The 22,603-nt window shown below is 69.6% G+C and carries 15 protein-coding genes and 1 pseudogene; 11 read left to right on the forward strand and 5 right to left on the reverse strand.

Annotated features, from left to right (window positions below):
* The first annotated feature begins 278 nt into the window (after window positions 1-278).
* The 6 genes from ACFYX0_RS41020 to ACFYX0_RS41045 all read left to right on the forward strand — a co-directional run bounded on the left by ACFYX0_RS41020 (window position 279) and on the right by ACFYX0_RS41045 (window position 9,827).
* Window positions 279-1,739 (forward strand): class I adenylate-forming enzyme family protein, encoded by a 1,461-nt coding sequence (locus ACFYX0_RS41020; protein ID WP_388979233.1) that lies wholly within the window; start codon window positions 279-281, stop codon window positions 1,737-1,739.
* 100 nt (window positions 1,740-1,839) lie between these two features.
* Window positions 1,840-3,663 (forward strand): DUF3556 domain-containing protein, encoded by a 1,824-nt coding sequence (locus ACFYX0_RS41025; RefSeq protein ID WP_388979235.1) that lies wholly within the window; start codon window positions 1,840-1,842, stop codon window positions 3,661-3,663.
* Between the two features lie 28 nt (window positions 3,664-3,691).
* Entirely contained in the window at window positions 3,692-5,116 is a 1,425-nt protein-coding gene (locus ACFYX0_RS41030; protein WP_388979238.1) for a phytoene desaturase family protein, read from the forward strand.
* A 189-nt stretch (window positions 5,117-5,305) separates the two neighbouring features.
* Entirely contained in the window at window positions 5,306-6,133 is an 828-nt protein-coding gene (locus ACFYX0_RS41035) for an FAD binding domain-containing protein (protein WP_388979241.1), read from the forward strand.
* Window positions 6,130-8,847, forward strand: coding sequence for a molybdopterin-dependent oxidoreductase (locus ACFYX0_RS41040; RefSeq protein ID WP_388979244.1), 2,718 nt, complete (start codon window positions 6,130-6,132; stop codon window positions 8,845-8,847). The genes ACFYX0_RS41035 and ACFYX0_RS41040 overlap by 4 nt, the downstream gene beginning before the upstream one ends.
* A 5-nt stretch (window positions 8,848-8,852) precedes the next feature.
* Complete coding sequence (locus ACFYX0_RS41045; RefSeq protein ID WP_355923012.1) at window positions 8,853-9,827, forward strand: antibiotic biosynthesis monooxygenase; 975 nt, start codon at window positions 8,853-8,855, stop codon at window positions 9,825-9,827.
* Between the two features lie 50 nt (window positions 9,828-9,877).
* On the opposite strand, the gene ACFYX0_RS41050 is transcribed toward ACFYX0_RS41045, so the two are convergent.
* Both ACFYX0_RS41050 and ACFYX0_RS41055 read right to left on the reverse strand, forming a co-directional pair.
* Window positions 9,878-10,567, reverse strand: coding sequence for a response regulator (locus ACFYX0_RS41050; RefSeq protein WP_388979247.1), 690 nt, complete (start codon window positions 10,565-10,567; stop codon window positions 9,878-9,880).
* A complete protein-coding gene (locus ACFYX0_RS41055; protein WP_388979250.1) occupies window positions 10,564-12,231 on the reverse strand; it encodes an ATP-binding protein in 1,668 nt (555 codons plus the stop codon). The genes ACFYX0_RS41050 and ACFYX0_RS41055 overlap by 4 nt, the downstream gene beginning before the upstream one ends.
* 280 nt (window positions 12,232-12,511) lie before the next feature.
* Here ACFYX0_RS41055 and ACFYX0_RS41060 point away from each other — a divergent pair, with 280 nt between their 5' ends.
* The 3 genes from ACFYX0_RS41060 (at window position 12,512) to ACFYX0_RS41070 (ending at window position 15,431) form a co-directional block, all read left to right on the forward strand.
* Window positions 12,512-13,372: an ABC transporter ATP-binding protein gene (locus ACFYX0_RS41060; RefSeq protein WP_388979253.1), complete on the forward strand. Its 861-nt coding sequence runs from the start codon at window positions 12,512-12,514 to the stop codon at window positions 13,370-13,372.
* Window positions 13,369-14,247: an ABC transporter permease gene (locus tag ACFYX0_RS41065; RefSeq protein WP_388979255.1), complete on the forward strand. Its 879-nt coding sequence runs from the start codon at window positions 13,369-13,371 to the stop codon at window positions 14,245-14,247. The genes ACFYX0_RS41060 and ACFYX0_RS41065 overlap by 4 nt, the downstream gene beginning before the upstream one ends.
* Before the next feature lie 98 nt (window positions 14,248-14,345).
* Entirely contained in the window at window positions 14,346-15,431 is a 1,086-nt protein-coding gene (locus ACFYX0_RS41070; protein ID WP_388979258.1) for an ABC transporter substrate-binding protein, read from the forward strand.
* A 426-nt stretch (window positions 15,432-15,857) separates the two neighbouring features.
* Here ACFYX0_RS41070 and ACFYX0_RS41075 read toward each other — a convergent pair whose 3' ends face one another.
* Window positions 15,858-16,964: a PucR family transcriptional regulator gene (locus ACFYX0_RS41075; protein WP_388979260.1), complete on the reverse strand. Its 1,107-nt coding sequence runs from the start codon at window positions 16,962-16,964 to the stop codon at window positions 15,858-15,860.
* A gap of 481 nt (window positions 16,965-17,445) precedes the next feature.
* On the opposite strand from ACFYX0_RS41075, the gene ACFYX0_RS41080 reads away from it, so the two are divergent.
* Window positions 17,446-18,117: an enoyl-CoA hydratase-related protein gene (locus ACFYX0_RS41080; protein ID WP_388979263.1), complete on the forward strand. Its 672-nt coding sequence runs from the start codon at window positions 17,446-17,448 to the stop codon at window positions 18,115-18,117.
* A 1,355-nt stretch (window positions 18,118-19,472) separates the two neighbouring features.
* On the forward strand, window positions 19,473-20,009 hold the full coding sequence (locus ACFYX0_RS41085) for a phosphate-starvation-inducible PsiE family protein (protein WP_388979266.1): 537 nt from the start codon (window positions 19,473-19,475) through the stop codon (window positions 20,007-20,009).
* Here the strand turns inward: ACFYX0_RS41085 and ACFYX0_RS41090 are convergent.
* A complete protein-coding gene (locus tag ACFYX0_RS41090) occupies window positions 19,983-22,160 on the reverse strand; it encodes an FUSC family protein (RefSeq protein ID WP_388979269.1) in 2,178 nt (725 codons plus the stop codon). The genes ACFYX0_RS41085 and ACFYX0_RS41090 overlap by 27 nt on opposite strands.
* A 317-nt stretch (window positions 22,161-22,477) precedes the next feature.
* Window positions 22,478-22,603 (reverse strand): annotated as a pseudogene (locus ACFYX0_RS41095) (aldehyde dehydrogenase); the annotation flags it as partial.

Below are 22,603 nucleotides of genomic sequence, written 5' to 3' on the forward strand. Positions count from 1 at the left end.
CGGGCGAATAGACCTTCATCACCATAATCGGTCACCCTCTCCCGACCCCCACCGGGGTCGAGGTCAGGGTGTCCACCACTCAGGGGGAGGCTCCGAGGACGCCGGTCACCTCTCCGCAACGCCGTTGTGACGTGGGCACAACGCCCGGCGGAAGCTTCGGTTCTTCGCTCCATGGCCCACGTCACCCCGACTTTCTACCGTCCTTTCCCACAGCGGCGTACCGCACGGCTCACGGTGACGAACCGCACGCCGCAGTAGCACACGAGAGGACGATGCCCATGCATCTCGCCGTTCTGCCCGAGGAACGCGCCGGCCGTGATCCGCACGGGCCCTGTCTGGCCGACGACCTGATCGGCCTGGACAACACCACATTCGCCGCCCGGGTGCGCGCAGCGGCAGCCGTGCTGCGGGCGCACGGGGTGTCCAGGGGCGATGTCGTCGCGGTCCGGTTGCCCAACCGCATCGAACTCGTCGTCACTCTGTTCGCGGCCTGGCGACTTGGCGCAGCGCTCACTCCGGTCAATCCCGCTTTGACCGTGGACGAGGCGTACCACCAGATCGAGGACGCCGGCGCCCGGGTGGTGGTCGGAGAGGCCGACGCGGAACTGGTCACGCTCGATGTGGAGGACCTCGCCGGACTTCCGGACGGCCCGGCCGCCGTGGATGACGTCCCCCCTGAACGCCCGGACGACTCGGCGCTCGCTCTGCTCATCTACACCAGTGGCACCACCGGCCGCCCCAAGGGCGTGATGCTCGACCACGACAACGTCCGGGCGATGACGGAGATGATCGTCGCCGCTCTCGGGCTCGGCCCCCGCGACCACAGCCTGCTGGTCCTGCCCCTCTTCCATGTCAACGGGATCGTCGTGAGCGTCCTGTCCGCCCTGCGCGCGGGCGGACGAGCGAGCATCGCGGGCCGGTTCCGGGCGAACACCTTCTTCGAGACGGTGGAGCGGGTGCGCCCCACCTACTTCTCCGCCGTCCCCGCCATCTACGCGCTGCTCGCCGGACTCCCCGCCGAAGTGCGGCCGGACGCATCGTCGCTGCGTCTCGCCGTGTGCGGGGCGGCGCCGATGCCCGTACAGCTCATCGCCCGGTTCGAGGAGCGCTACGGAGTGCCGGTCGTCGAAGGGTACGGGCTGTCGGAAGGCACGTGCGCGACGACGATCAACCCGGTCGCCGGCCGGCGCAAGCCCGGCACGGTCGGGCTTCCGCTGCCCGGCCAGCGCGTCGCGCTCATGGATCCGCAGGGGCGCGTCGTCACCGACGGCACCGGCGAGGTCGTCGTCCAGGGCCCGAACGTGATGCGCGGCTATCTCAACCGGCCGGAGGAGACGGCAGCGACGATCGTCGACGGCTGGCTGCGCACCGGTGACGTGGGCCGGTTCGACGACGACGGTTACCTGGTCCTCGTCGACCGCATCAAGGACATGATCATCCGGGGCGGGGAGAACCTCTACCCGAAGGAGATCGAGAACGCGCTGCATGCACACCCGGCAGTTCTCGAAGCGGCTGTCGTGGGCGCGCCCGACGCGGTTCTCGGCGAAGTACCGGTCGCCTTCGTCGCGCTGTACCCCGGCTCGCACGCCACCGTCGAGGATCTGCTCGCCCACTGTCGCGAACGGCTCGCGAAGATCAAGGTCCCGACCCGGATCGACGTCGGCGACGCCCTCCCCAAGAACCCGGTCGGGAAGATCGACAAGCCGGCACTTCGGCGCGCATCGACACCCACCGGCTGACGGCCCGCGGCCGGACACCCCAGACCCTCCCCACGACGCGGCGCGACCTCGTCGCACGGCGTTCCCCCTGCCCCGAAAACACACCGAAGGGACGGCCACGATGGGCTTCAGAACAGGGGACTTCCCCCCGGTCGATCCGGAGACCTTCCTCGACAAGCCGCTGTTCGAGCGGACGAAGGTGCTCGCACTGCACTGGGTGCAGTACGGCTTCGGCAGCCCGAAGATGATCCACACCGTGTACGTGGTCAAGCTGCTGGTCCTGTACGTCGTCGGCGGCACTGTGCTGGCCACCGAGACGTCCGGGGTCGGTCCCTTCTGGGACGTCGCCGCCTGGTGGAACGAACCGATCACCTACCAGAAGCTCGTGCTGTGGACCGTCCTGCTGGAGGCCATCGGTCTGGCCGGCTCCTGGGGGCCGATCGCGGGCAAGTTCAAGCCGATGACCGGCGGGATCCTGTTCTGGGCGCGACCCGGCACCATCCGGCTGCGGCCGTGGAAGCGGGTGCCGTTCACCGGCGGCGACACCCGCACCGCCGTCGACGTGATCCTCTACCTCGCCTTCCTGGCGGCCCTCCTGGTGGCCGTCGTGCTGCCCGGGGTGCACAGCGACTCACTGTCGGCGGCGCTGCCGGGCAACACCTCCGGGCTGGTCGATCCTGTGCTCCTGTACCCACCGATCGTCCTGTACGTGCTCGTCGGGCTGCGGGACAAGACCGTCTTCCTCGCGGCTCGGGGCGAGCAGTATCTGCCCGCACTGGTCTTCTTCGCCTTCTTTCCCTTCGTGGACATGATCACCGCGGCGAAGCTGCTCATCGTCAGCGTCTGGGTCGGCGCCGGGGTGTCCAAATTCGGCCGACACTTCACCAACGTCGTCCCGCCCATGGTCTCCAACAGTCCCTGCGTGCCGGGCAAGTGGATCAGGCGGGCGCACTACCGGAACTTCCCCCACGACCTGCGCCCGTCGAAGCTCGCGGCGTTCATGGCACACGCCGGCGGCACCGCCGTGGAGATCATCACCCCGCTGGTCCTGCTGTTCTCCACGGACCACCGGCTCACCCTCGCCGCCGTGGTACTGATGGTGGTGTTCCACCTGTTCATCACCTCGACGTTCCCGTTGGCGGTGCCGCTGGAGTGGAACATCCTGTTCGGCTATCTGTCGGTGTTCCTGTTCCTCGGCTTCCCGAACGAGGGCGGTTACGGCGTCACCGCCATGTCCCCGCCCTGGCTCGCGCTCCTCGTCACCGCCGCGCTGGTCTTCTTCCCCGTTCTGGGCAACCTGCGGCCGGACCTGGTGTCCTTCCTGCCGTCGATGCGGCAGTACGCCGGCAACTGGGCCTCGGCGGTGTGGACGTTCGCTCCTGGTGCGGAGGCCAAGCTCAACACCCTGGCGCATCGGCCCACCACGAACCAGGTCGATCAACTGCAGGCGATGGGATACCAGCCGCAGGTCGCCGAGATCACCATGCAGCAGACGCTCGCATGGAGGTCGATGCACAGCCAGGGCCGAGGCCTGTTCAGCGTGCTGGCCAGGAATCTCCCCGACCTGGACTCCCGAACCCTCCGCGAGGCCGAGTTCGGCTGCAACTCGCTGATCGGGTTCAACTTCGGAGACGGCCACCTGCATGACGAGGACCTGATCAGCGCCGTGCAAAGGCGCGTCGGCTTCGCCCCGGGTGAGTGGATCGTCGTCTGGGTCGAGTCTCAGGCCATACACTCCAAGGTGCAGCACTACAAGGTGATCGACGCCGCCCTCGGCGTCGTCGAGCGGGGCCACTGGAAGGTCAACGACGCGGTGAACGAGCAGCCGTGGCTGCCGAACGGGCCGATCCCACTGACCGTCACTTTCCGCCGCGAACAGCAGGAGCCGAGCCCGGTCGCGGGCTACGACGGCCAGGGCGGCGCGACGCTGGGGAGCCCCGCGTGAACCACGGCCTCGGCAGAGCGGAGAAGCCATGACCACCGCAACCGTCGTGGGCAGCGGCCCCAACGGACTGGCTGCCGCCGTGGTCCTGGCTCGCGCGGGCGTCGACGTCACAGTGCTCGAAGGCGCCGACGAGATCGGCGGCGGCACCCGTACCGTCGAGGCGATCGTGCCGGGCCTCCTGCACGACCACTGTTCGGCCGTCCATCCCATGGCCGTCGGCTCGCCCCTGCTGCGCGATCTCGGGCTCGACCGGTACGGGCTGCGCTGGCGCCTGCCGGAGATCGACTGCGTGCACCCCCTCGACGACGGCACGGCAGGCGTGCTCCACCGTTCGCTCACCGAGACGGCTTCGAATCTCGGCCCTGACGGACGGCGCTGGCGCGCACTGTTCGAGGCACCGGCGGAAGGCTATGAGGCGCTCAGCGAGGACATCCTCGGCCCGCTGCTACGGCCGCCCAGCCATCCGCAGAAGCTGGTTCGCTTCGGCGCCCCGACCCTGCTGCCCGCACTCACCCTGGCCCGTGTGTTCCGCACACCACAGGCCCGCGCCCTGTGGCTGGGAGTTGCCGCCCATGCCTTCCGCCCCCTCGACCTGCCACTGTCCTCGGCCATCGGCCTCGGCATCCTCACCGCCGGCCACCGGCACGGATGGGCGGTCGCCGAGGGAGGCTCGCAGGCCATCACCAGGGCGCTGGCCGCGCTGCTCCGCGACCTCGGAGGCACGATCGAAACCGGGGTGTGGGTGCGGTCGGCGTCCCAACTCCCGCCGTCGGACGTCGTGCTGTGGGACGTCGCCCCGAGCGTACTGGCAGAGATCCTGGGAGATCGGCTGCCGTCGCACAGCCTGCGCGCCTATCGCCGCTTCCGCTACGGCCCCGCGGCCCACAAGGTCGACTTCGCTGTCGAAAGCGGTGTGCCCTGGCGGGCCGAGGCCGCACGCAGGGCCGGCACCGTGCACCTCGGCGGACCGCCCGCCGAGGTCGCCGCCGCCGAGCGCGCGGTACACATCGGACGCATGCCACCGCGGCCGTTCGTCCTGGTCGGCCAGCAGTATCTGGCGGACCCCGCACGTTCGGTCGGAGACATCCACCCTGTGTGGGCCTACGCCCATGTCCCCCATGGCTACGACAGCGACATCACACAGGCCGTCGTCGCCCAGATCGAACGGTTCGCCCCCGGCTTCCGGGAACGGATCGTCGGCACCGCGACCGAGCCGCCCGCCGGCTTCGCCGCAGGCAATCCCAACTTCGTGGGCGGCAACATCCTCACCGGCGCGAAGGACGCCCGGCAACTGCTGTTCGGCCCCCGTATGACGCTCCGCCCCTACGACACCGGCCTGCCGGGTCACTTCATCTGCTCGGCGGCAACTCCGCCGGGCCCCGGTGCGCACGGCATGTGCGGCGCCAACGCCGCAGCCCGGGCGCTGAGCCACCTTCGCTCGCGATCGTCATGAAGCGAGGTGACGGTCCGGGGTGGGTCGGCTACTCTCGGCTGTCCTCGGCCGGGCCCTCGTCCACATACTGCGACAAGGTGATGACGGAAATGTCCGGGCCCGCCGGTCCCTCGCGGCTCAGCCGCCCCGAACGGTGCGGGCAGGGGACAGTTGTCTTCCCGAACTCCGTTCCCCCGTGGGTCGGCTTTCATGGACCTCAACACCATCACCGAAGTAGTCCGGCGACCGTCCGAGCGGCCAGGCATGGACTGGCGCGACGGTGACGCCTGGCTCGCAGGCGGGACATGGCTCTATTCCACGGAGCAGCCGGACCTGCGACGGCTGATCGACCTGACGGCGTTGCGTTGGGAGCCCCTTGTGCCGACGGACAAGGGCCTGGAGATCAGCGCCACATGCACTGTTCGCGACCTGTACGCCTTCCCGTGGCCGGAGGACTGGACCGCCGGAACTCTCTTTCGGGCAAGCTGTGAGGCGTTCCTGTCCTCGTTCAAGGTCTGGAACGCGGCGACCGTCGGCGGAAACATCTGCATGTCCTTGCCCGCCGGCCCGATGATCACGCTGACGGTCGCGTTGGAGGCGCAGTACGAACTGTGGTCGCCCGATGGCTCCGTGCACTTCGTCGACGCCCTCGATTTCGTCACCGGCGACCACCGCAACGTTCTCGCCCCCGGGGAGATCCTCCGACGCATCACGGTTCCGGAGCACGCACTGCGCAGACGCACCGCGCACCGTCGCTTCACGCTGACCCGGCTCGGCCGTTCGACGGTGTTCCTCGTCGGCACACAACGGCTGGAAGCGAATGACCTGGTGCTCACCGTCACGGCCGGGACCACACGGCCGCTCCGCATCGCCTTCGACTCCCTGCCCGATGCCCGCACCCTGCGGCAGAGCATCGACGCCGTGCCGGCCGACGTCTGGTTCGCCGATCCCAACGGAACCCCCGACCACCGTCGGCATCTGACACGGCACTTCGCCGAAGAGATCCGCCGCGAACTCACGGCTGGGGACCTGGCATGAGCTACATCGTGAACGGGAGGGAATTCGACCGGCAACCGGCCCCCGGCCAGTGCCTGCGCACCTTCCTGCGCGAACTCGGCCACTTCGGCGTCAAGAAGGGGTGCGACGCGGGCGACTGCGGGGCCTGCACCGTGTGGCTGGACGGCGCACCGGTACACAGCTGCATCACCCCCGCGTTCCGCGCGGACGGCCGGGAGGTGACCACGATCGAGGGACTCGGACGGCCCGGCGCTCTGCATCCCGTGCAGCGGCAGTTCGAGGAGGCCCCCGGGTTCCAGTGCGGTTTCTGCACCGCAGGGATGATCATGACGTCGGCGACCTTCACCGAGGATCAGAAGGCGGATCTGCCAAGGGCGTTGAAGGGCAACCTCTGCCGCTGCACCGGATACCGGGCGATCGAGGACGCCGTGAAGGGCGTCAGTGCGGTGGAGACCGCAGCACCGGGCAAGGCCGTCGGGACGAGCGTCGGCGCTCCCGCGGGCCACGACGTGGTGACGGGTCACGCCGAGTTCACCATGGACACGCGGATCGACGGCATGCTGTACCTCAAGGTGCTGCACTCACCCCACGCGCACGCCCGGGTCCTCTCGATCGACAAGAGCGCCGCCCTCGCGGTGCCCGGCGTGCACCGGGTCTACACCTGGGAAGACGTACCCCGCAGACGCTTCACCACGGCGATCCACACCGACCACCTGGTCGACCCGGACGACACCCGCATCCTCGACGACACGGTCCGCTTCGCCGGGCAGCGCGTCGCCGCGGTCCTGGCCGACACGGTCGGGGCCGCGGAGGAGGGCTCCCGGCGTCTCGCGGTCGACTACGAGGTGCTGCCGGGGGTGTTCGACCCGGAGGCGGCGATGGCCGACGGCGCACCCCAACTGCACCGCTCCCACGATCCGTTCGTCCGCGACCCCGTCCACAACATCCTGCTCGAACTTCACTCGCACATCGGCGACGTCGACGCAGGATTCGCCGTGGCCGACGTGGTCCACGAAGCCACGTACTTCTCACCGCGGGTCCAGCACGCGCATCTGGAGACCCATGGTTCCATCGCCTGGATGGAGGACGGCCGGCTGATCGTCCGCACCAGTTCGCAGTCACCGTCGATCGCGAAGGTCAAACTGGAGTACCTGTTCGCGCTGCGCCCGGATCAGGTGAGGGTGTTCTGCAGGCGCGTCGGCGGCGGATTCGGCGGCAAGCAGGAGGTGATCGCCGAGGACCTGGTCGCACTCGCCACCCTGGACACCGGACGGCCCACCTGCCTCGAGTACACCCGTGAGGAGGAGTTCACCACGGCCTCGCCGCGGCATCCGATGACCCTGACCGTCAAGCTCGGCGCGAAGGCCGACGGCACCCTCACCGCCTTCCAGGTACGCAACGTGTCGAACACCGGCGCCTACGGGAACCACGGCGGCGAAACGCTGTACGCGGGCGGAGCCGCCGTCATGATCTACCGCTGCCCCAACAAGAAGTACGACGCGTACTCCGTCTACACGAACACCGTGCCGAGCGGGGCGCTGCGCGGTTACGGGATGACGCAGCCGGCGTTCGCGGTGGAGTCGGCGATGGACGAACTGGCCCGCGCCCTGCACATCGACCCGCTGGAACTGCGCCGGCGCAACATCGTTCGGCCGGGTGAGCCCCTGGTGGCCCTGCACGAGGGCCCCGACGACGTGGTCTTCACCGAGGACGGACTCGCCGAGTGCATCGACCTGGTGGGCGACGCCCTGGCCCGTACGGCCGACCGGCCGCCTCCCGGCCCCGAGTGGCTCGTGGGAGCCGGCGTGGCGAGTTCCCTGCACGAGACCGCGCCCCCGACGGAACACCTCTCCGAGGCCTGGGTCACCCTGGGCGACGACCTCATCTACGAACTGGCCGTCGGAACCCCCGAGTTCGGGGAGGGAACATCCACGGCCCATGTCCAGATCGCGGCTGACCAACTGGGCACGACGCCCTCGCGGATCCGTCTGGTGCAGTCCGACACCGACCGCACGGGTTTCGACACCGGTGCCTTCGCGAGCGCCGGCCTCTTCGTGGCGGGCAACGCGGTCCTGCGGGCGGCGGGCGCCGTGCGCGACCGCATCCTGGAGTTCGCCGCGGCGCACACGGGTGTCCATGTCGTGATGTGCGTGATGGACGACGACGGTGTCGTCTGCGGGGACCGGCGGGTGTCGCTGGCCGAACTCGTCGCGCTGGCCCGGACGCGTGGAATCCGATTCACCGCCGCACGCAGGGCGTACGGCTCGCCCCGGAGCGTCACCTCCAACACGCAGGGGTTCCGCGTCGCCGTGCACCGCGTGACGGGGGAGATACGGATCCTGTACAGCGTGCATGCGGCGGACGCCGGAGTCGTCATCAACCCGGCGCAGGTCCGGGGACAGGTGGAGGGCGGTGTCGCGCAGGGGATCGGCTTCGCGCTGACCGAGAACCATCACCTCGACGACAGGGGCGTCATGGTCAATCCGAACCTCCGGAACTACCGCATCCCCGCCTACGCCGACATCCCCCGTACCGAGGTCCTCCTGGTGGGCTCGGCGGATTCGACGGGGCCCATGCGGGCGAAGGGGATGGCCGAGTGTTGTATCAACCCGGTGGCCCCCGCGCTCGCGAACGCGGTGCATGACGCGACGGGCGTCCGCTACCGTGCGCTGCCGCTGACTCCGGAACGCATTTACGGCCGACTCCCTGCGGAGCAGTCGGTGTCGACGGGTTGAGCCGCATGAACACCGAAAAGAACGTAGCCGCCGCGGCGACGGCGATCATCGGTCAGAAGGTACTGCCCGGGTCGGAACGGGAGTTCGAGTCGTGGCAGGAGAACCTCAATGCCGCTGCCGCCTACTACCCCGGTTTCCTCGGCGCCGAGATCTCCCCGCCGACATCGCTGCAACCCGACTGGATCGTCGTGTACCGGTTCGACTCGGTGGCGCATCTTCAGGCGTGGATCAACAGCGGGACCAGGCAGACGTATCTCGACGTCGGCGCCAAGTACTTCGACGGTCCGGCGACCCAGCAGGTGGTCAGCAGCGGCACCCAGTCACTGGATCCGCTGGTCACCGTGGTGGTCACCCACCGCGTCCCCCCGAACCAGGTCGACGACTTCCTCGACTGGCAGCACCACATGGTCCAGGAGGAGAGCAAGTTCGAGGGGTTCCGCGGGACCGAGCTCTTCCGCCCCATCGAGGGACTTCAGGAGGAATGGACCACGCTGTACCGCTACGACAGCGCCGAGCACCTCGACGCCTGGCTGACGTCGCCCGAGCGGCAGGAGGTCCTGGCCGAGGGGGAGAAGTTCAGCGACTTCAAGCTGCACACGATCGACAACTCGTTCGGCAGCTGGTTCGCCTTCGAGGGCAACGGCAAGGAGGCACCACCGGCGCCCTCCGAGACCAGGACCTCCCTCGCCATCTGGGTCGGCCTGTACCCGACTGTCGTGCTGCTGACGCTCGCTCTGTCCCCACTGCACATGCCGCTCTGGATCGGCCTGCTCGTGGGCAACCTGCTGTCGAGTTTCATCATGAGCTTCCTGACCATGCCCTACTACGTGAACCCGCTGCTCGGGCGCTGGCTGCGGCCGCCCCCGAACGAACCGGCGGCAAGAACCAACCTGCGTGGCCTCGGTCTCGTCGCCGTGGCGATGGCCTTCTGGGCTGTCGTCTTCTACCTCGTCACGGTCCGGTTGTGGACGCTGCCCTGACCGGCGACCGCACGGACGGCCTTCGTTCGGGGGGCGTGTACGGGTGTTCTTCAGCGCGCGATGCGGTACCGGTGTTCGGGGCGGCCGTTGGTGCCGTAGCGGAGTTCCAGGCGGACCGTGCCCTCCTTGGCGAGGTAGGACAGGTACCGCTGGGCGGTGGCGCGGGAGACACCGGTCGCGTCGGCGGCTTCGGCGGCGGACAGGGAGGTGCGGGCGGTGCGCAGGGCCTGGTGGATGGCGGTGAGTGTGGGTGCGGAGTGGCCCTTGGCCGGGATCCGGGGGACGGCGGGTGGGCGGGCGGCGCTGAAGAGGGCGTCCACGTCGGCCTGATCGGCCGTGGTCGTCCGGCTGAGCGCGTCGACACGGTCGTGGAGTTGGCGGTAGGCGACGAGCCGTTCGGCGAGGTCGGCTGCGCCGAACGGTTTCACCAGGTAGCCGATGGCGCCGAGTTTCATCGCGGCGCGGACGGACGATATGTCGTGGTCGGCGGTGATCATGAGGGCGTCGGGACGGGCGTCGCCCTGGTCCTGGCTGACCCGCCGCAGGATGTCCAGTCCGCTGCCGTCGGGCAGGAAGACGTCGAGCAGCAGCAGGTCAGGGTGCACGGCGCGGACGGCGTCCAGCGCTTCGGCCACGGTCGCCGCCTCGCCGACGACCTCGAAGCCCTTCACCCGATGCACGTAGTCGCTGTGGATCTGGCCGACCCGGAAGTCGTCGTCCACCACCAGGGTGCGGATCACCAGCCCTCGCCTCCCATCGGCAACGCCCTTGTGAACAGGGCTCCTTGTGGTGCCGACGCCGTGTCCGGCAGCGGCAGTACGACCGTGAAAACCGCGCCCGGGCCTTCGCTGACCGTGATGGTGCCGCCGTGCCGCTGCACCAGCCGGTGCACCAGGGCCAGTCCCAGGCCCCGACGCGCGGTGCCCCGCTCGGGGCGGGTGGACCAGCCGTCCTCGAAGATCGACCGGGCAGTGCCCGCGGCGATGCCCGGACCGCTGTCCGCCACCCGTACGACGATCAACTCGTCGCCCTCGGTCAGCGTCAGCCGGATCCGGCGTCCCCCGTCGGCGGGTGGCGCGTCCGCCGTCGCGTCGATGGCGTTGTCGAGCAGGTTGCCGACGATGGTCAGCAGTCTCCGCAGGTGTGGCGGGTCCGAACCGACCGCGGAGTCGTCGGTGAGGACGAGTCGCACCCCGCGTTCGGCGGCAACCGTCGTCTTCGCCACGATGAGCCCGACCAACAGCGGGTTGCCGATGTGCCGACGCACGGCCTCGGTCAGTGCCTGCCCTGAACGGGCCGTCTCGATGGCGTACTCGTACGCGGACCGGTGCTCGCCGATGTCCAGCAGCCCGGCCAGTGTGTGCATCCGGTTGGTGAACTCGTGCTGCTGGGCCCGCAGGGCGTCGGTCAGCCCGCGCACGGAGTTCAGTTCGCGCAGCAGGCCGATCAGCTCGGTGCGGTCGCGCACGGTGACGACAGCTCCCAGTTCGTGGCCGTGCAAGGTGACCGGCATGCGGTTGACGGCGAGACAGTGATCGTCGGTCAGGACGCTGACGTCGGTGCCGGTCAGGGTGCCGTCCAGCGCGCGGCGCAGCCGGCCGTCGGGCAGCACCTCCTCCAGCCGGCTGCCGAGCGCCGTGCCGAGGCCGAGCAGCCGCCGGGCCTCGTCGTTCACTACGGTGATCCGCCGGTCGGGGTCGAAGGCGACCACGCCCTCCCGAATGCCGTGCAGCATCGCCTCGCGGTCCTGTAGCAGGCCGGCGATCTCCTCCAGTTCCAGGCCGAACGTGGTTCGCTTCAGGCGCCGCGCCAGCAGGAAGGCCGCCGCCGCGCCGATCGCGGTGGCGGTCGCGGCGTACAGCCCGAAGGTGGGCAGCTCGCGCCACAGCTCGCCGAGCACATCGTGTTCCGGGATGCCCACCGACACCTCGCCGACCAGCGCGCCGGATGGCCCGCGCAGGGGGGCCTTGCCGTTGGCGGACCGCCCGGTCGCGCCCTGGTCGGCGCCGACGTGCGGGCGGCCGTCCCGCACCACGATCGGCTCGTCCACCGGCTCGCCGATCAGAGCGGGCATGGGGTGCGAGTGCCGTATGCCCTGGAGGTCGATCACGACGACGTACGAGGCGCCGGAGGCCCGGCGGATCCGTTCGGCGACCGTCTGCACCACGTTGCTGCCGCCCCCGTGTGCCATGGCTTGCCGAATCTGCGGGTCCGCAGCCGTGGTCTGTGCGATGTCCAGGGCCCGCTGTTCGTAGGAGCGGTCGAGTTCGGCCCGCTGTGCGAAGGCGAACAGGACGAAGCCGATCAGACCGGTGAGCGCGAGGATGACGAGTTGGTTGGCGAGGATCCGCGTGGACAGTCTCCGCTTCCCGCCGCGGCCTGTTCGGAGACGGATGGGTATCACGGGTGCCTCTTCGGTCCGGTCGTGCATGGTGCCGGGCCGGCCGATGCACGTGCCCGGGTGGCGCGATTGTGCCTGATGGGCAGGGTGCTGCCCACCCCCCGTCCGATGAGCAAAACGAGCAGAAGCCCGCTTTACGCAACTATCGCGAGATAGCTCGGAAACAGCGACGTCATACGCGGCTGCCTCTAGCGTCTGCCTTCCTCGGCCCGTGAGGGACCTCGACGTATCTCCAGAGGAACCCACCGAGGAACTCCGAACGAAGGAAGGAAGCGGCTCCCACATGGCTTCGCGAAACGATGTCGCGACGAGCCCGGGCCCCGATGCGGCGGAACATGCGAACGCACGCATCGAGATCTCCGGGCTCACGAAGCGATTCCTGACCCCTGCCGGTGAGGTGTTCACGGCGCTGCGAGGCGTTTCGTTCACCGTGGAGCCGGGCCAGTTCTGCGCCGTGGTGGGCCCGACCGGCTGCGGCAAGTCGACGACCCTGAGCATGGTGTCCGGGCTCGACCGGCCCAGCGAGGGATCGGTCAAGGTGGGCGGACGCGAGGTGGACGGCATCACCGACGGCGTCAGCTTCATGTTCCAGACCGACGCGCTGCTGCCCTGGAAGACCGTCCTCGGCAACGTGCTGATGGGTCCCGTCTTCCGCGGGGTGCCCAAGCAGCAGGCGCAGGCCTCCGCACGCGACTGGCTGCGCCGGGTCGGGCTCGCCGGGTTCGAGGACCGCTACCCCCACCAACTGTCCGGCGGTATGCGCAAGCGCGTGGCGATGGCCGCGGCGCTGATCAACGAACCCAAGATCCTGATCATGGACGAGCCGTTCGGCGCCCTGGACGTGCAGACCAAGGCGATCATGTCGACCGAGCTGCTGAGCCTGTGGGAGCAGATCCGGCCGTCCGTCATCTTCATCACCCACGACCTGGACGAGGCGGTGGCACTCGCCGACCGGGTGGTCGTGATGACCTCCAGCCCCGGCTCGGTCAAGGCGGTCTTCGACATCGACCTGCCCCGCCCGCGCGGCTCCGTCCAGGAGATCCGCTTCCAGCCCCGCTTCATCGAACTTCAGCACCAGATCTGGGACACGCTGCGCGAGGAAGTGGAGCGTGCCTACGCCCTGACCGCAGGAGGCAAGGCATGAGTACGACGTCCACCGTTTCCGCCTCTGCCGTCAACGATGGCGGCAGAGGGCCGGCAGCTGCCGCCGCGCAGCGCGCCGCCCGGCGGGGTGCGGCCCTGGTGTGGGCCGGCCGTATCGGTCTCGCGGTCTTCGTGATCGGCGGTTGGCAGGCATTCACGACGTGGGGCGTCGTGGACCCGTTCTTCTTCGGCCAGCCGTCGGGCATCTGGCAGCGGCTGATCGACCTCTTCCAGCACGGCACCCAGTTCGGCTCCTTCTACCAGAACATATGGACCACGATCGAGGAAGCACTCGTCGGCTTCGTCGTGGGTGCCCTCACCGGGATCGTCTTCGGTGTCGCGCTCGGGCAGAGCCGCTACCTCTCCGATGTGCTCGGCCCGTACATCAAGATGGTCAACGCGATCCCGCGCATCGTCCTCGGCTCGATCTTCATCGTCGCCTTCGGTATCGGTGTGACCCCGAAGATCCTGCTCGCCGCGGTCCTGGTGTTCTTCATCGTCTTCTTCAACGCCTTCCAGGGCGTCCGCGAGGTCGACCGCAACGTCCTCGCCAACGTCAGGGTGCTCGGCGCCTCCCGTATGCAGATCACCCGGCACGTCATCGTGCCCTCCGCGCTGACCTGGATCATCGCCAGCCTGCACAGCGCCTTCGGCTTCGCCATCGTCGGCGCGCTGGTCGGCGAGGTGCTGGGCGCCCAGAGCGGTCTGGGCCTGGTCATCAAGACCGCGCAGAACAACTTCGACCCCAACGGCGTGTTCGCCACGATGCTCGTCATCGCGGTGATCGTGCTCGGCGCGGAGTGGCTGATCGGCAAACTCGAACACCGGCTGCTCTCCTGGCGCCCGCCGGCCACCTCCGAGACGAACAGTCTCTGACGCGGGTGCTTCTCCGGCCCGTCCTCCCAGCCACTGCCTCTCGTTCCCCGCGCCCTCGTGCAGCGGTTCCCACAGCCCCGAAAGGTGTATGCCTCGCCATGCTCAAGAGAACTCTCACCGCCTCGATCGTGACCGTGCTCGCCCTCGGAGCCGTCAGCGCGTGTTCCGGCAGCTCCGGATCGTCCGGCTCTGGTGGGTCCGGTGGTACCCCGACCGTCCGACTCATGGTCGGCGGCATCGACAAGCAGATCTACCTGCCCTACCAGCTCGCCCAGAACCTCGGCTTCTACAAGAAGTACGGCGTCAAGGTCGAGTTGAGCACCGAGCAGAACGGCGGTGTCGGCGCCGAGGAGGCCATGGCCTCCGGACAGGTCGACATGGCCGGTGCCTGGTACAACCACACGATCGAGTTCCAGGCGAAGGGCAAGGCGGTCGAGGACGTCGTCCAGCTGTCCGGGGCGCCGGGCGAGCGGGAGATGTGCACCACGAAGAGCGGCGTGAAGTCGGCCGCCGATTTCAAGGGCAAGACGCTCGGCGTCACGGACCTGGGGTCGGGAACCGACACCCTCACCCAGTTCATGGCGGCGAAGAAGGGTGTCAAGACCAATCAGTTCCACCGGCTCGCGGTCGGTGCCGGCTCCACCGCCGTCGCGGCACTGCAGAACGGCAAGGCCGACTGCGTCATGACGACACAGCCGACGGTCGCCGCGATCCAGAAGAAGGGCGTCGGTACCTCCGCGATCGACCTGGCCACCACCGACGGCGCCAAGGCGGCGCTGGGCGGCGCGTTCCCGGCTGCCGGCGTCCTCGCCCGCACCGACTGGGTGCAGTCGCACAAGGACGCGGTGCAGAAGGTCGTCGACGCGCTCGTGGCCACCATGCACTGGATCCACGACCACAGTGCCGCCGACATCGCGAACAAGCTGCCGGCGTCCTTCGTGGAGAACCAACTGGTCACCAAGGCCGACTACATCGCGGCCCTGAACGAGGACAAGGGCCAGTTCCTGCCCGACGGGATCATGCCGGCCGGCGGCCCGAAGACCACGATGGCCACCGAGCAGTTGGTCGGGACCGTGACCTCGCCGGTGGACCTCAGCAAGACCTTCAGCAATGAATTCGCCTTCAGCGCCAACAAGATGGAGGGCTTCGCCACCACCACGACCCCGGCCGGGGCCGACGGCTGAGCCTCTCCGGCCCGCGCGAGGCCGCCCGGGCAACCACGGTCCGGGCGGCCTCGGCCGTGGACTCGCCTATCGATGCCGTGCGTTGAGTGCGATGACACGGGCGGCTTCGCCAGCGGTGAGCAGCGCAGCGGCGAGAAGGACCGCGGTCGCCACGGCGAGCAGCGGGTGTCGTGGCCGGGGAGGGGCAAGGACCGACGCAATCAGCCCTGACGGGGGCGCGCTGCTCAGCGACGCCGCTGGTCACAGCGGCGGTGATGGTGCGACCGGCGTAGCGTCAGAAAGGTCAGCGACGGGTCAGCATGCGGCGCAGCCGAGTCTGCGCTTGCTACGAGGCCATGGTGCACGTTGCCCGGGCCGGGCTCCGCGAAACGGCGACCCTGTGGCCGCGCCGCGAAGCTCGCGGGACGGGGCAGTGCCGGGCATCCTTCAGCGTGCGCGTTGCACCGCCTGCACGTGCCGCACAGCCCACCACAGGGCCAGCGAGTCCTCGGTGCGGGCGGGATCCAGACCGGTTGCGGCGGTGAGTGCCCGCAGTCGGTAGCGCAAGGTGTTGGGGTGGATGAACAGGGCGGCGGCGGCCTGCTCGATGTTGGCGTCGGCGGCCAGGTAGGTGTCCACGGTGTGGACTGCGGTCGTGCGGCGCTCGTCGGTGAGGTGTCCGAAGCAGCGGGTGACCAACTGCTCTCCGACCGCGGGAAGGGCCAGCACTGCCGAGTGGAGGGGGAGCTCGCCTGCGGTGACGCAGCGCCGGATGCCAAAGGCGACGGCCAGTTCGCTGGCCTGCTCCGCCTCGGCGAGTGACGCGCGCGCCCGGCTCAGTGGCCTCGGTTCACTCAGCCCGACCGGCAGCCCCAGTGAAGCGGGCAACGGACCGACGGCCAGCCCGATCACCCGCTGCGGAGCCGGCTCGGCCAGCAGGGCGACGGTGTGCGGGCGCAGCACCCGCTCGGCTGCGGTGCCGCCCGAGGAGTGGCAGACCCGGTACTCCGCGTGCAGGTCCAGGCCCAGCATGTCGGCAGCGGCTGCCAAATACTCGACGGGTAGTTCGCCGGTCAGCAGCTGGCGCAGCAGGAGCGTTCGATGTTGCTCGGCGGCGTGGAGCTTCTCCAATTCACGCTCCCGATGCCCCTGCACCATGGCGGCGAACATCTGGTCGCAACAGACCCAGAAGTCCCGGGTGAGCTCCAGTCCGACCTCGGGTGTCGCGACGCGCCGGGCCTTGTCGTAGAGCGTGTCGAAGGTCCTTCGAGTGGTCAGCCGGAAGCCCTCCAGCAGCGAGTCCAGGGCTATGCCCATCTCGGCGCGCAGGGCGCCGAAGTCGGAGAAGGCCGCCCGCTCTTGAACCGTCGCCTCGCGGCCCGCGCGCAGCATGGCGAATATGGGGTTCAGAACGGTGAGCAGGTCCGTTTCCAACTGTTGCGCGCTCTGCTCACGGTAAGCCGCTATCTCGCGGACGAGAGCGGTGGCCAGCTGGGCGGCAATGTCGCCGAGGGAGAGGTCTTCGAGGACGTGACCGCGTTGCTCGTTGTTCACGAGGACAATTCTTCTCGTCTCAAGTGTGTGCTGTTCGCCATGGTCGGCGGGCCTGTCCGGGGACAGACTGGCGCCGCAGGGCCCGGTGCAGGACCTTGAATCTTTGTATCGGGCTACAGAGGCTGATGATCGGCGGCACAGGGTACGGATGATGTGTGACGGTTGCCACAGTGGTGGGGTGAGGAGGGAAGCCTGCTCGCAGTTCCGGTGCCCGACCCGCCGCCAGAAGCCGTCACCGTCAGTTGCCGGCGCCCGCGTACCTGTGGCACGCCGGCGGACACAGCTCGCTGCGCCGTCATCCCCGTAGCCGAAGGCGCGGCGATCCCCTGCCCGGCAGAACAGAGCACCACCCCGATCGAGGCGACCGCCGCCGGGATCGACGACCTGTTGGTATCCGACCTGCGCGACCGGCCCACATCCAGACCCGGCGCCGGCCGTAAGCCGCCACCGTCCCTGACCCGCCCAGCTCGAAGGAGCCGCCATGCCCACGCTCGCCCGCCAGGACAACATCTTCGTCCTCGACCTCGGAGACGGCGAGAACCGCTTCCACCCCGACTGGATCAGCTCTGTCAACACCGCCCTGGACGAGGTGGAGAAGGCCGAGGGACCTCGGGCCATGGTGACCACCGCAACGGGCAAGTTCTACTCCAACGGCCTCGACCTCGAGTGGCTGTCCGCCCACTCCGACCAGTACCAGGACTACGTCGTGTCCGTCCATGAGCTCTTCGCGCGGGTACTGTCCTTGCCGGTGATCACCGTGGCCGCCCTGCAGGGGCACACCTTCGCGGCCGGCGCGATGTTCTCCCTCGCGCACGACTTCCGTGTGATGCGTGCCGACCGCGGCTACTGGTGCCTGCCCGAAGCGGACATCAACATCCCCTTCACGCCCGGCATGGCCGCCCTCATCCAGAGCCGGCTGACGCCGCAGACCTCCCACGAGGCCATGCTCACTGCCCGCCGCTACGGCGGAACGGACGCCGAGACCGCGGGCATCATCGACCGAGCGGTCGCCGACGACGCCTTGCGCGCCACAGCCCTGGAGTTCGCCCGAGCGCAGCTGAACAAGGCCGGTGACACCCTCGGAACCATCAAGGCCCGCATGTACGCTTCGGCCCTGGCCGTCCTGCGGGACACCACCAATCCCCTCGGCTGACCGGGGCAGCGGGCGGAGGACTTCCGGGCCTGACGCACGCGGAAGCAGGCGTCCACCTGGAGAAGTACGGCGTTCCGCAACAAGATCTGCTGGACCGCGCCGATGATTGGTCGGCACCCGCAGCCCGCACGGCGCGGTCCGCAACGCCGTCGCCCCCGGCGGGGGTGGCGGTATCGGCACGGTGTCAGCGAACTCAGCAGGCGGTCGGCGCAATCGCCGAACCGGTCGGCGTGCGTCCGCCGGAAAGCGCGCCGTTGTAGGTACGAGAACAGCCCTTGGACTACGGCTGACAGCAGGTTCTTCGTCTGCTGGTGGTACACCTGCCCACACGACTCTGACCGGCACGAACAGGCGGTTGAAATTCCAGACTCAGAGCCACTGGCCCGCGTATGGTCCGCATCTTGGTCCTAGTACTGCAACCGCACCTGTCGCGTCACCGCAGGTCGGGCGCAGTGCGGCGGTTTTTGGGCGGTGGCGATCCGACGGCGCACGGTGATAGTCGCCGCGCCGGGCCGATCGCGAACTGGCAGGTCAACGGCTCTCTATATCTGATGGCCCGTCAGCTTCGAAGTGCCCAGACGCCTAAACTGACCTGCGCTGATTCCATGAGTGCGGTTGCAGTACTAGGGCACCCGCAGCACTAGGCACCGCACCCACCATCAGCCAGCTTGTCGACGCCGATGAAGGGGCAGGTTCACCGAGCTGCGGCGAGCAGTTCCTGGTGCCTGGCGAGGGCCGTAGCGCGAAGGAGAGCACGGAACTCGTCGGTCACCGCCCCACGGGTCTTCAGGGCATGGCAGTTCGGGCACAGAGCGATCATGGCTTTGGGAAGGTCCGCGCCCGCGGGACGCGGCGATGCGGCTCAGCCGCTGACCACCTTGGGGCCGGCGGCGGTGGCTCTTGCCGTCCCGCACGGCGCGCTCCGCCCGGGCATTCAGCTCCGCGTAGCGCAGAGCCGGATCTGCCATGCGGCGCAGCAGGGCAACGGCCATCCGGCAGCGGCCGAGTGCATCGGCGGCCGGATCCTCGGTCGGCAGTGCGAAGTGACCGGCGGCCGAGTCCCAGTCGCTGTGGAACTCGCCGTGGCGCAGACGCGCGCACTCCCAGCGGAGAGCCGTCCGGGCGGGCCGGGACCGGATTTCCCCCACCCATATGCGTTGTTGGCGTGCGCGCCGCAAACGCGGCGTGACCGGGCGTGCCGCGCCCGCTCTGGCGTAGGAGGCCACGTGTCACCCGCGTCGCTTCAAGACGAGGTTCCGGGCCATATCGGAGGGCAGGCCCTTTACCACAGAGAGGGGTCCGCTGGTCCACCCGTTCGGCAGCACGCCGCGCCTGCGGGCCGGGGCACCCCTAGCATGCTGACTGTGCGACCCATTCTGCCGAAGATTGAGGGCGGCCGGGTACAGGCCCTCCTGCAGCTCATCGAGGACGGCATCCACCTCGTCGTCGCGGCGCTCCTCGTACTGCTCGCGGGGCTCCTGAGCGTTGGGGTCGTCCACGACGTCATCAGGTCGGTCCAGGGGCCGTACCGCGAGGAGACGGTCGTTCTCTCCGCCCTGGACAACAGCCTTGTGCTGTTCATCGTGGCCGAGCTGCTCCACACCGTCCGCCTCACCATCAGGAACCAGACCCTCGATGCGGAGCCTTTCCTCGTCGTCGGCCTGATTGCCGGCATCCGCAAGGTGCTCATCGTGACGGCCGAGGCGGAGAAGTCCTTCCGGTGGAACGTCGAGGGCATCGAACTGCTGATCCTGGCGGGTCTGATCCTCGTGATGGCGACAGCGGCGTACGTGTGGCGGCGCTCGACGCGGCCGGGAGACTATTTCCCGCTCCAGGAGGCGCGGCGCTCTCCGTCGCCGGCGCCGTCACCCACCTCGGTGCGCGGGTCCTGATCCGTCACCTTCCGCAGCCAGGGTCGCCCGTACCCGCTGGTCCTCGCGAGCAGAGCCGACGTCCCGTTCCAGGGGGGTACGGCTCACGGCTGTCGCGAGGTCCTCCAAGGCCCGTTTTTGCAGTTCCGCCTCGCGCCGCACGACCGGGCTCCCATTGCCGGCGGCCGCGTCCTCCCACGCGTGGAGCGCCTCCTCCACGCGTCCCCAGTCCGGATTCCTGTGCTCGCGCACGGCGACTGCTGCTTTTGCGGTGTCCGTCTCCAGGGCCTCGGCCAATCGCTCCGCCTCGGGGACGAAAGGGCTGTCGGCCCGCGGGACGTGGCTCTCCATGAGCATCGCTGCCCGGCCGAACCCCTTGAGCGCCTCCTGCGCCTCCTGCGCCTCGCGCGACGTCAGACCCCTGGGGCGGACCGGTTCCTGCCTTGCCCGGTCGTATGCCTCCTGCCAGGCGGCACGTGCCTCCCTGCTCTCCAGCAGTGCCCTGCGCATGTCAGCGTGATGCTCCCGGGTCGGTTCGGCGTAGTTGCGGAGCACCGCGGCCGCGTAGCGGCCGTTGGCGGCGAGCCAGTCCGCAAGCCGACTCGGCAGTCGGGGTGTCTCCCATGCGGGGAACACCACGTACGCCAGCATTGCCAGGGCCCCGCCGAGCAGGGTGAGCACCACCCGCTCCGGGACCGTCTGCTCCCATGCCTGGCCGCCCATGCCGAGCAGGAAGACGACGTACGCGGCGGTGAAGCACTGGGAGTAGGCGTAGCCGGTACGGTTCAGCGTGTACGACAGGCCCGCCGAGACCACCGCCAGCGCGCCGGACACATGGGCGTCCGTGCCCAGGGCCCGCACCATGCCGGTGGCGAGTGCGACCCCCGCCAGGGTCCCGGCGAGACGGGCCACCGCACGCGCGTACGTCCGGTGGAAGTCCGGCCGCATCACCATCACCGAGGCGATGGGCGCCCAGTAGCCGTGGCCCAGGGGTAGCCGGACGGCGATCAGATAACCGAGCGTGGCCACCGCCGCCAGGCGGACGGCGTGCCGGAACACGGGCGAGTCCCGGCGGAGCTCACGGCGCACCGCCCGGACGACGACCGGGACCAGCCGGAGCATTGTCGGGCGCACCAAAAACTGGACGCCGGCGGGGCCGGGCGGCGTGGGCGTCCTCCCGCGCGCGCAGCCGCTCCCGGCGATCTCCAACGCTTCGCCGAGCAGTTCCACGAGCCGCTCGGCGGCTTGCCGCGCGGGGCCCTCCAGCACCTCGTGCTCCTCGTCGACGCGCAAGACGTCCGTGCTCTCGGGCCGCACCTCGGCGGGAGTGCCGCGTCGGATCGAACGGGCGGCCGCATCCAGGACGTCGGCGGCCGCGTCGAGCAACTCCCGCGCGCGGTCCCGCCCGGGTCCCTCCGCCGGGGCGCCCACGTCCGGGTCGGCGAGCGCCGCGACCACCGGCCGAATGCGCTCGGCGAGTCCCCGGGGGCCGTGCAGGACGGGGGGACGGGTGCGGGCCTGTGACGGCGTCACGGCGGCGGCGTCCCGGGCCGTCATCAACGGCTCCGGGTCGAACGGGGCGGTCGGGTCGTGCCGCAACCGGCGGGCGTAGTCCGCCACGGCGGCCAGGGCGTCGGCGAGCGCGTCACGATGCGCTCCCCAACGCCGGATCGGGAACAGCAAGATCAGCACGGCCTGTGTCACGCCCCCGAGTGCGATGACCCCGGCGTGCTCCAGGGCTTGCCCGATGCCCGTGGGCAAGGTGATGGTCACCAGCATGCTGCCCACGGTCGTCGCTGCGACGATCCCAGCGGTCGATCCGACGGCCCACGCCATTCCCGCGGCGAAGGCCCATACGGCCAGCAGCGGCAGGAACGTCACGAGTCGCCCCGCCGCCAGGTAGCCCACGAAGGTGCTGAGCGCCAGACCCGCGCCCGCGCCGAGCGCGACCACCTTGCGTGGACGCCAGCTGCGCTGGAAGGTGGCCCCACCCGCGGAGTAGGCGCCGAGGGCGGCGGACGCGGCATACGCAGGGGAGACCAGCCACAGCGCCGGCCCGATGACGATCGCCACCCCAGCGGCCGCACGCAGCGCCAGCAGGGGCTCCAGCCGCGTCTCCTCGATCTTGAGCCCGGATCGCACCACTTCCCCGAAGGCCCGCAGCCACGTCACGGGTGTCCGCCTGGCCGGAACGCCCTGCCGCGTCGCGTCGGCCTGGTTGAGGTGCGGCAACCGTCGGGCAAGGAAGCCTCCCACACGGCCCGCTAGCCGGCTGGCGGCCGCAGCCGCTGGAGGGGGTGCTGCCACTGCGGACACTGCTGAACGTCCGCCGTCCGTCCTCCAGGCCGGAGCGCAGGCAATCGTTGTTGGTTCAGGTCCGGCCGGAGCGCGGCGATTGCCCCCCAGCCCCGTCTGGGGGGACGGGCAGATCGCCACCCGTCCCCCGGACCGGTCCATGGGGAACAGGGGGCACGGCGGCCCCGGGTCTCTTACCGCTTGTGGCCGTTCCCGTGTCCGTTCGGATGCAGGACCACCTTGGTCCAGCCCTCGTCACGGGCGTCGAAGTGCTCGTAGGCGGTGGGGGCCTCGTCCAGGCTGAGCTCGTGGGAGACGAC

Origin of the sequence: Streptomyces sp. NPDC002573, assembly GCF_042889625.1 — a bacterium.
Lineage (GTDB): Bacteria > Actinomycetota > Actinomycetes > Streptomycetales > Streptomycetaceae > Streptomyces > Streptomyces gibsoniae.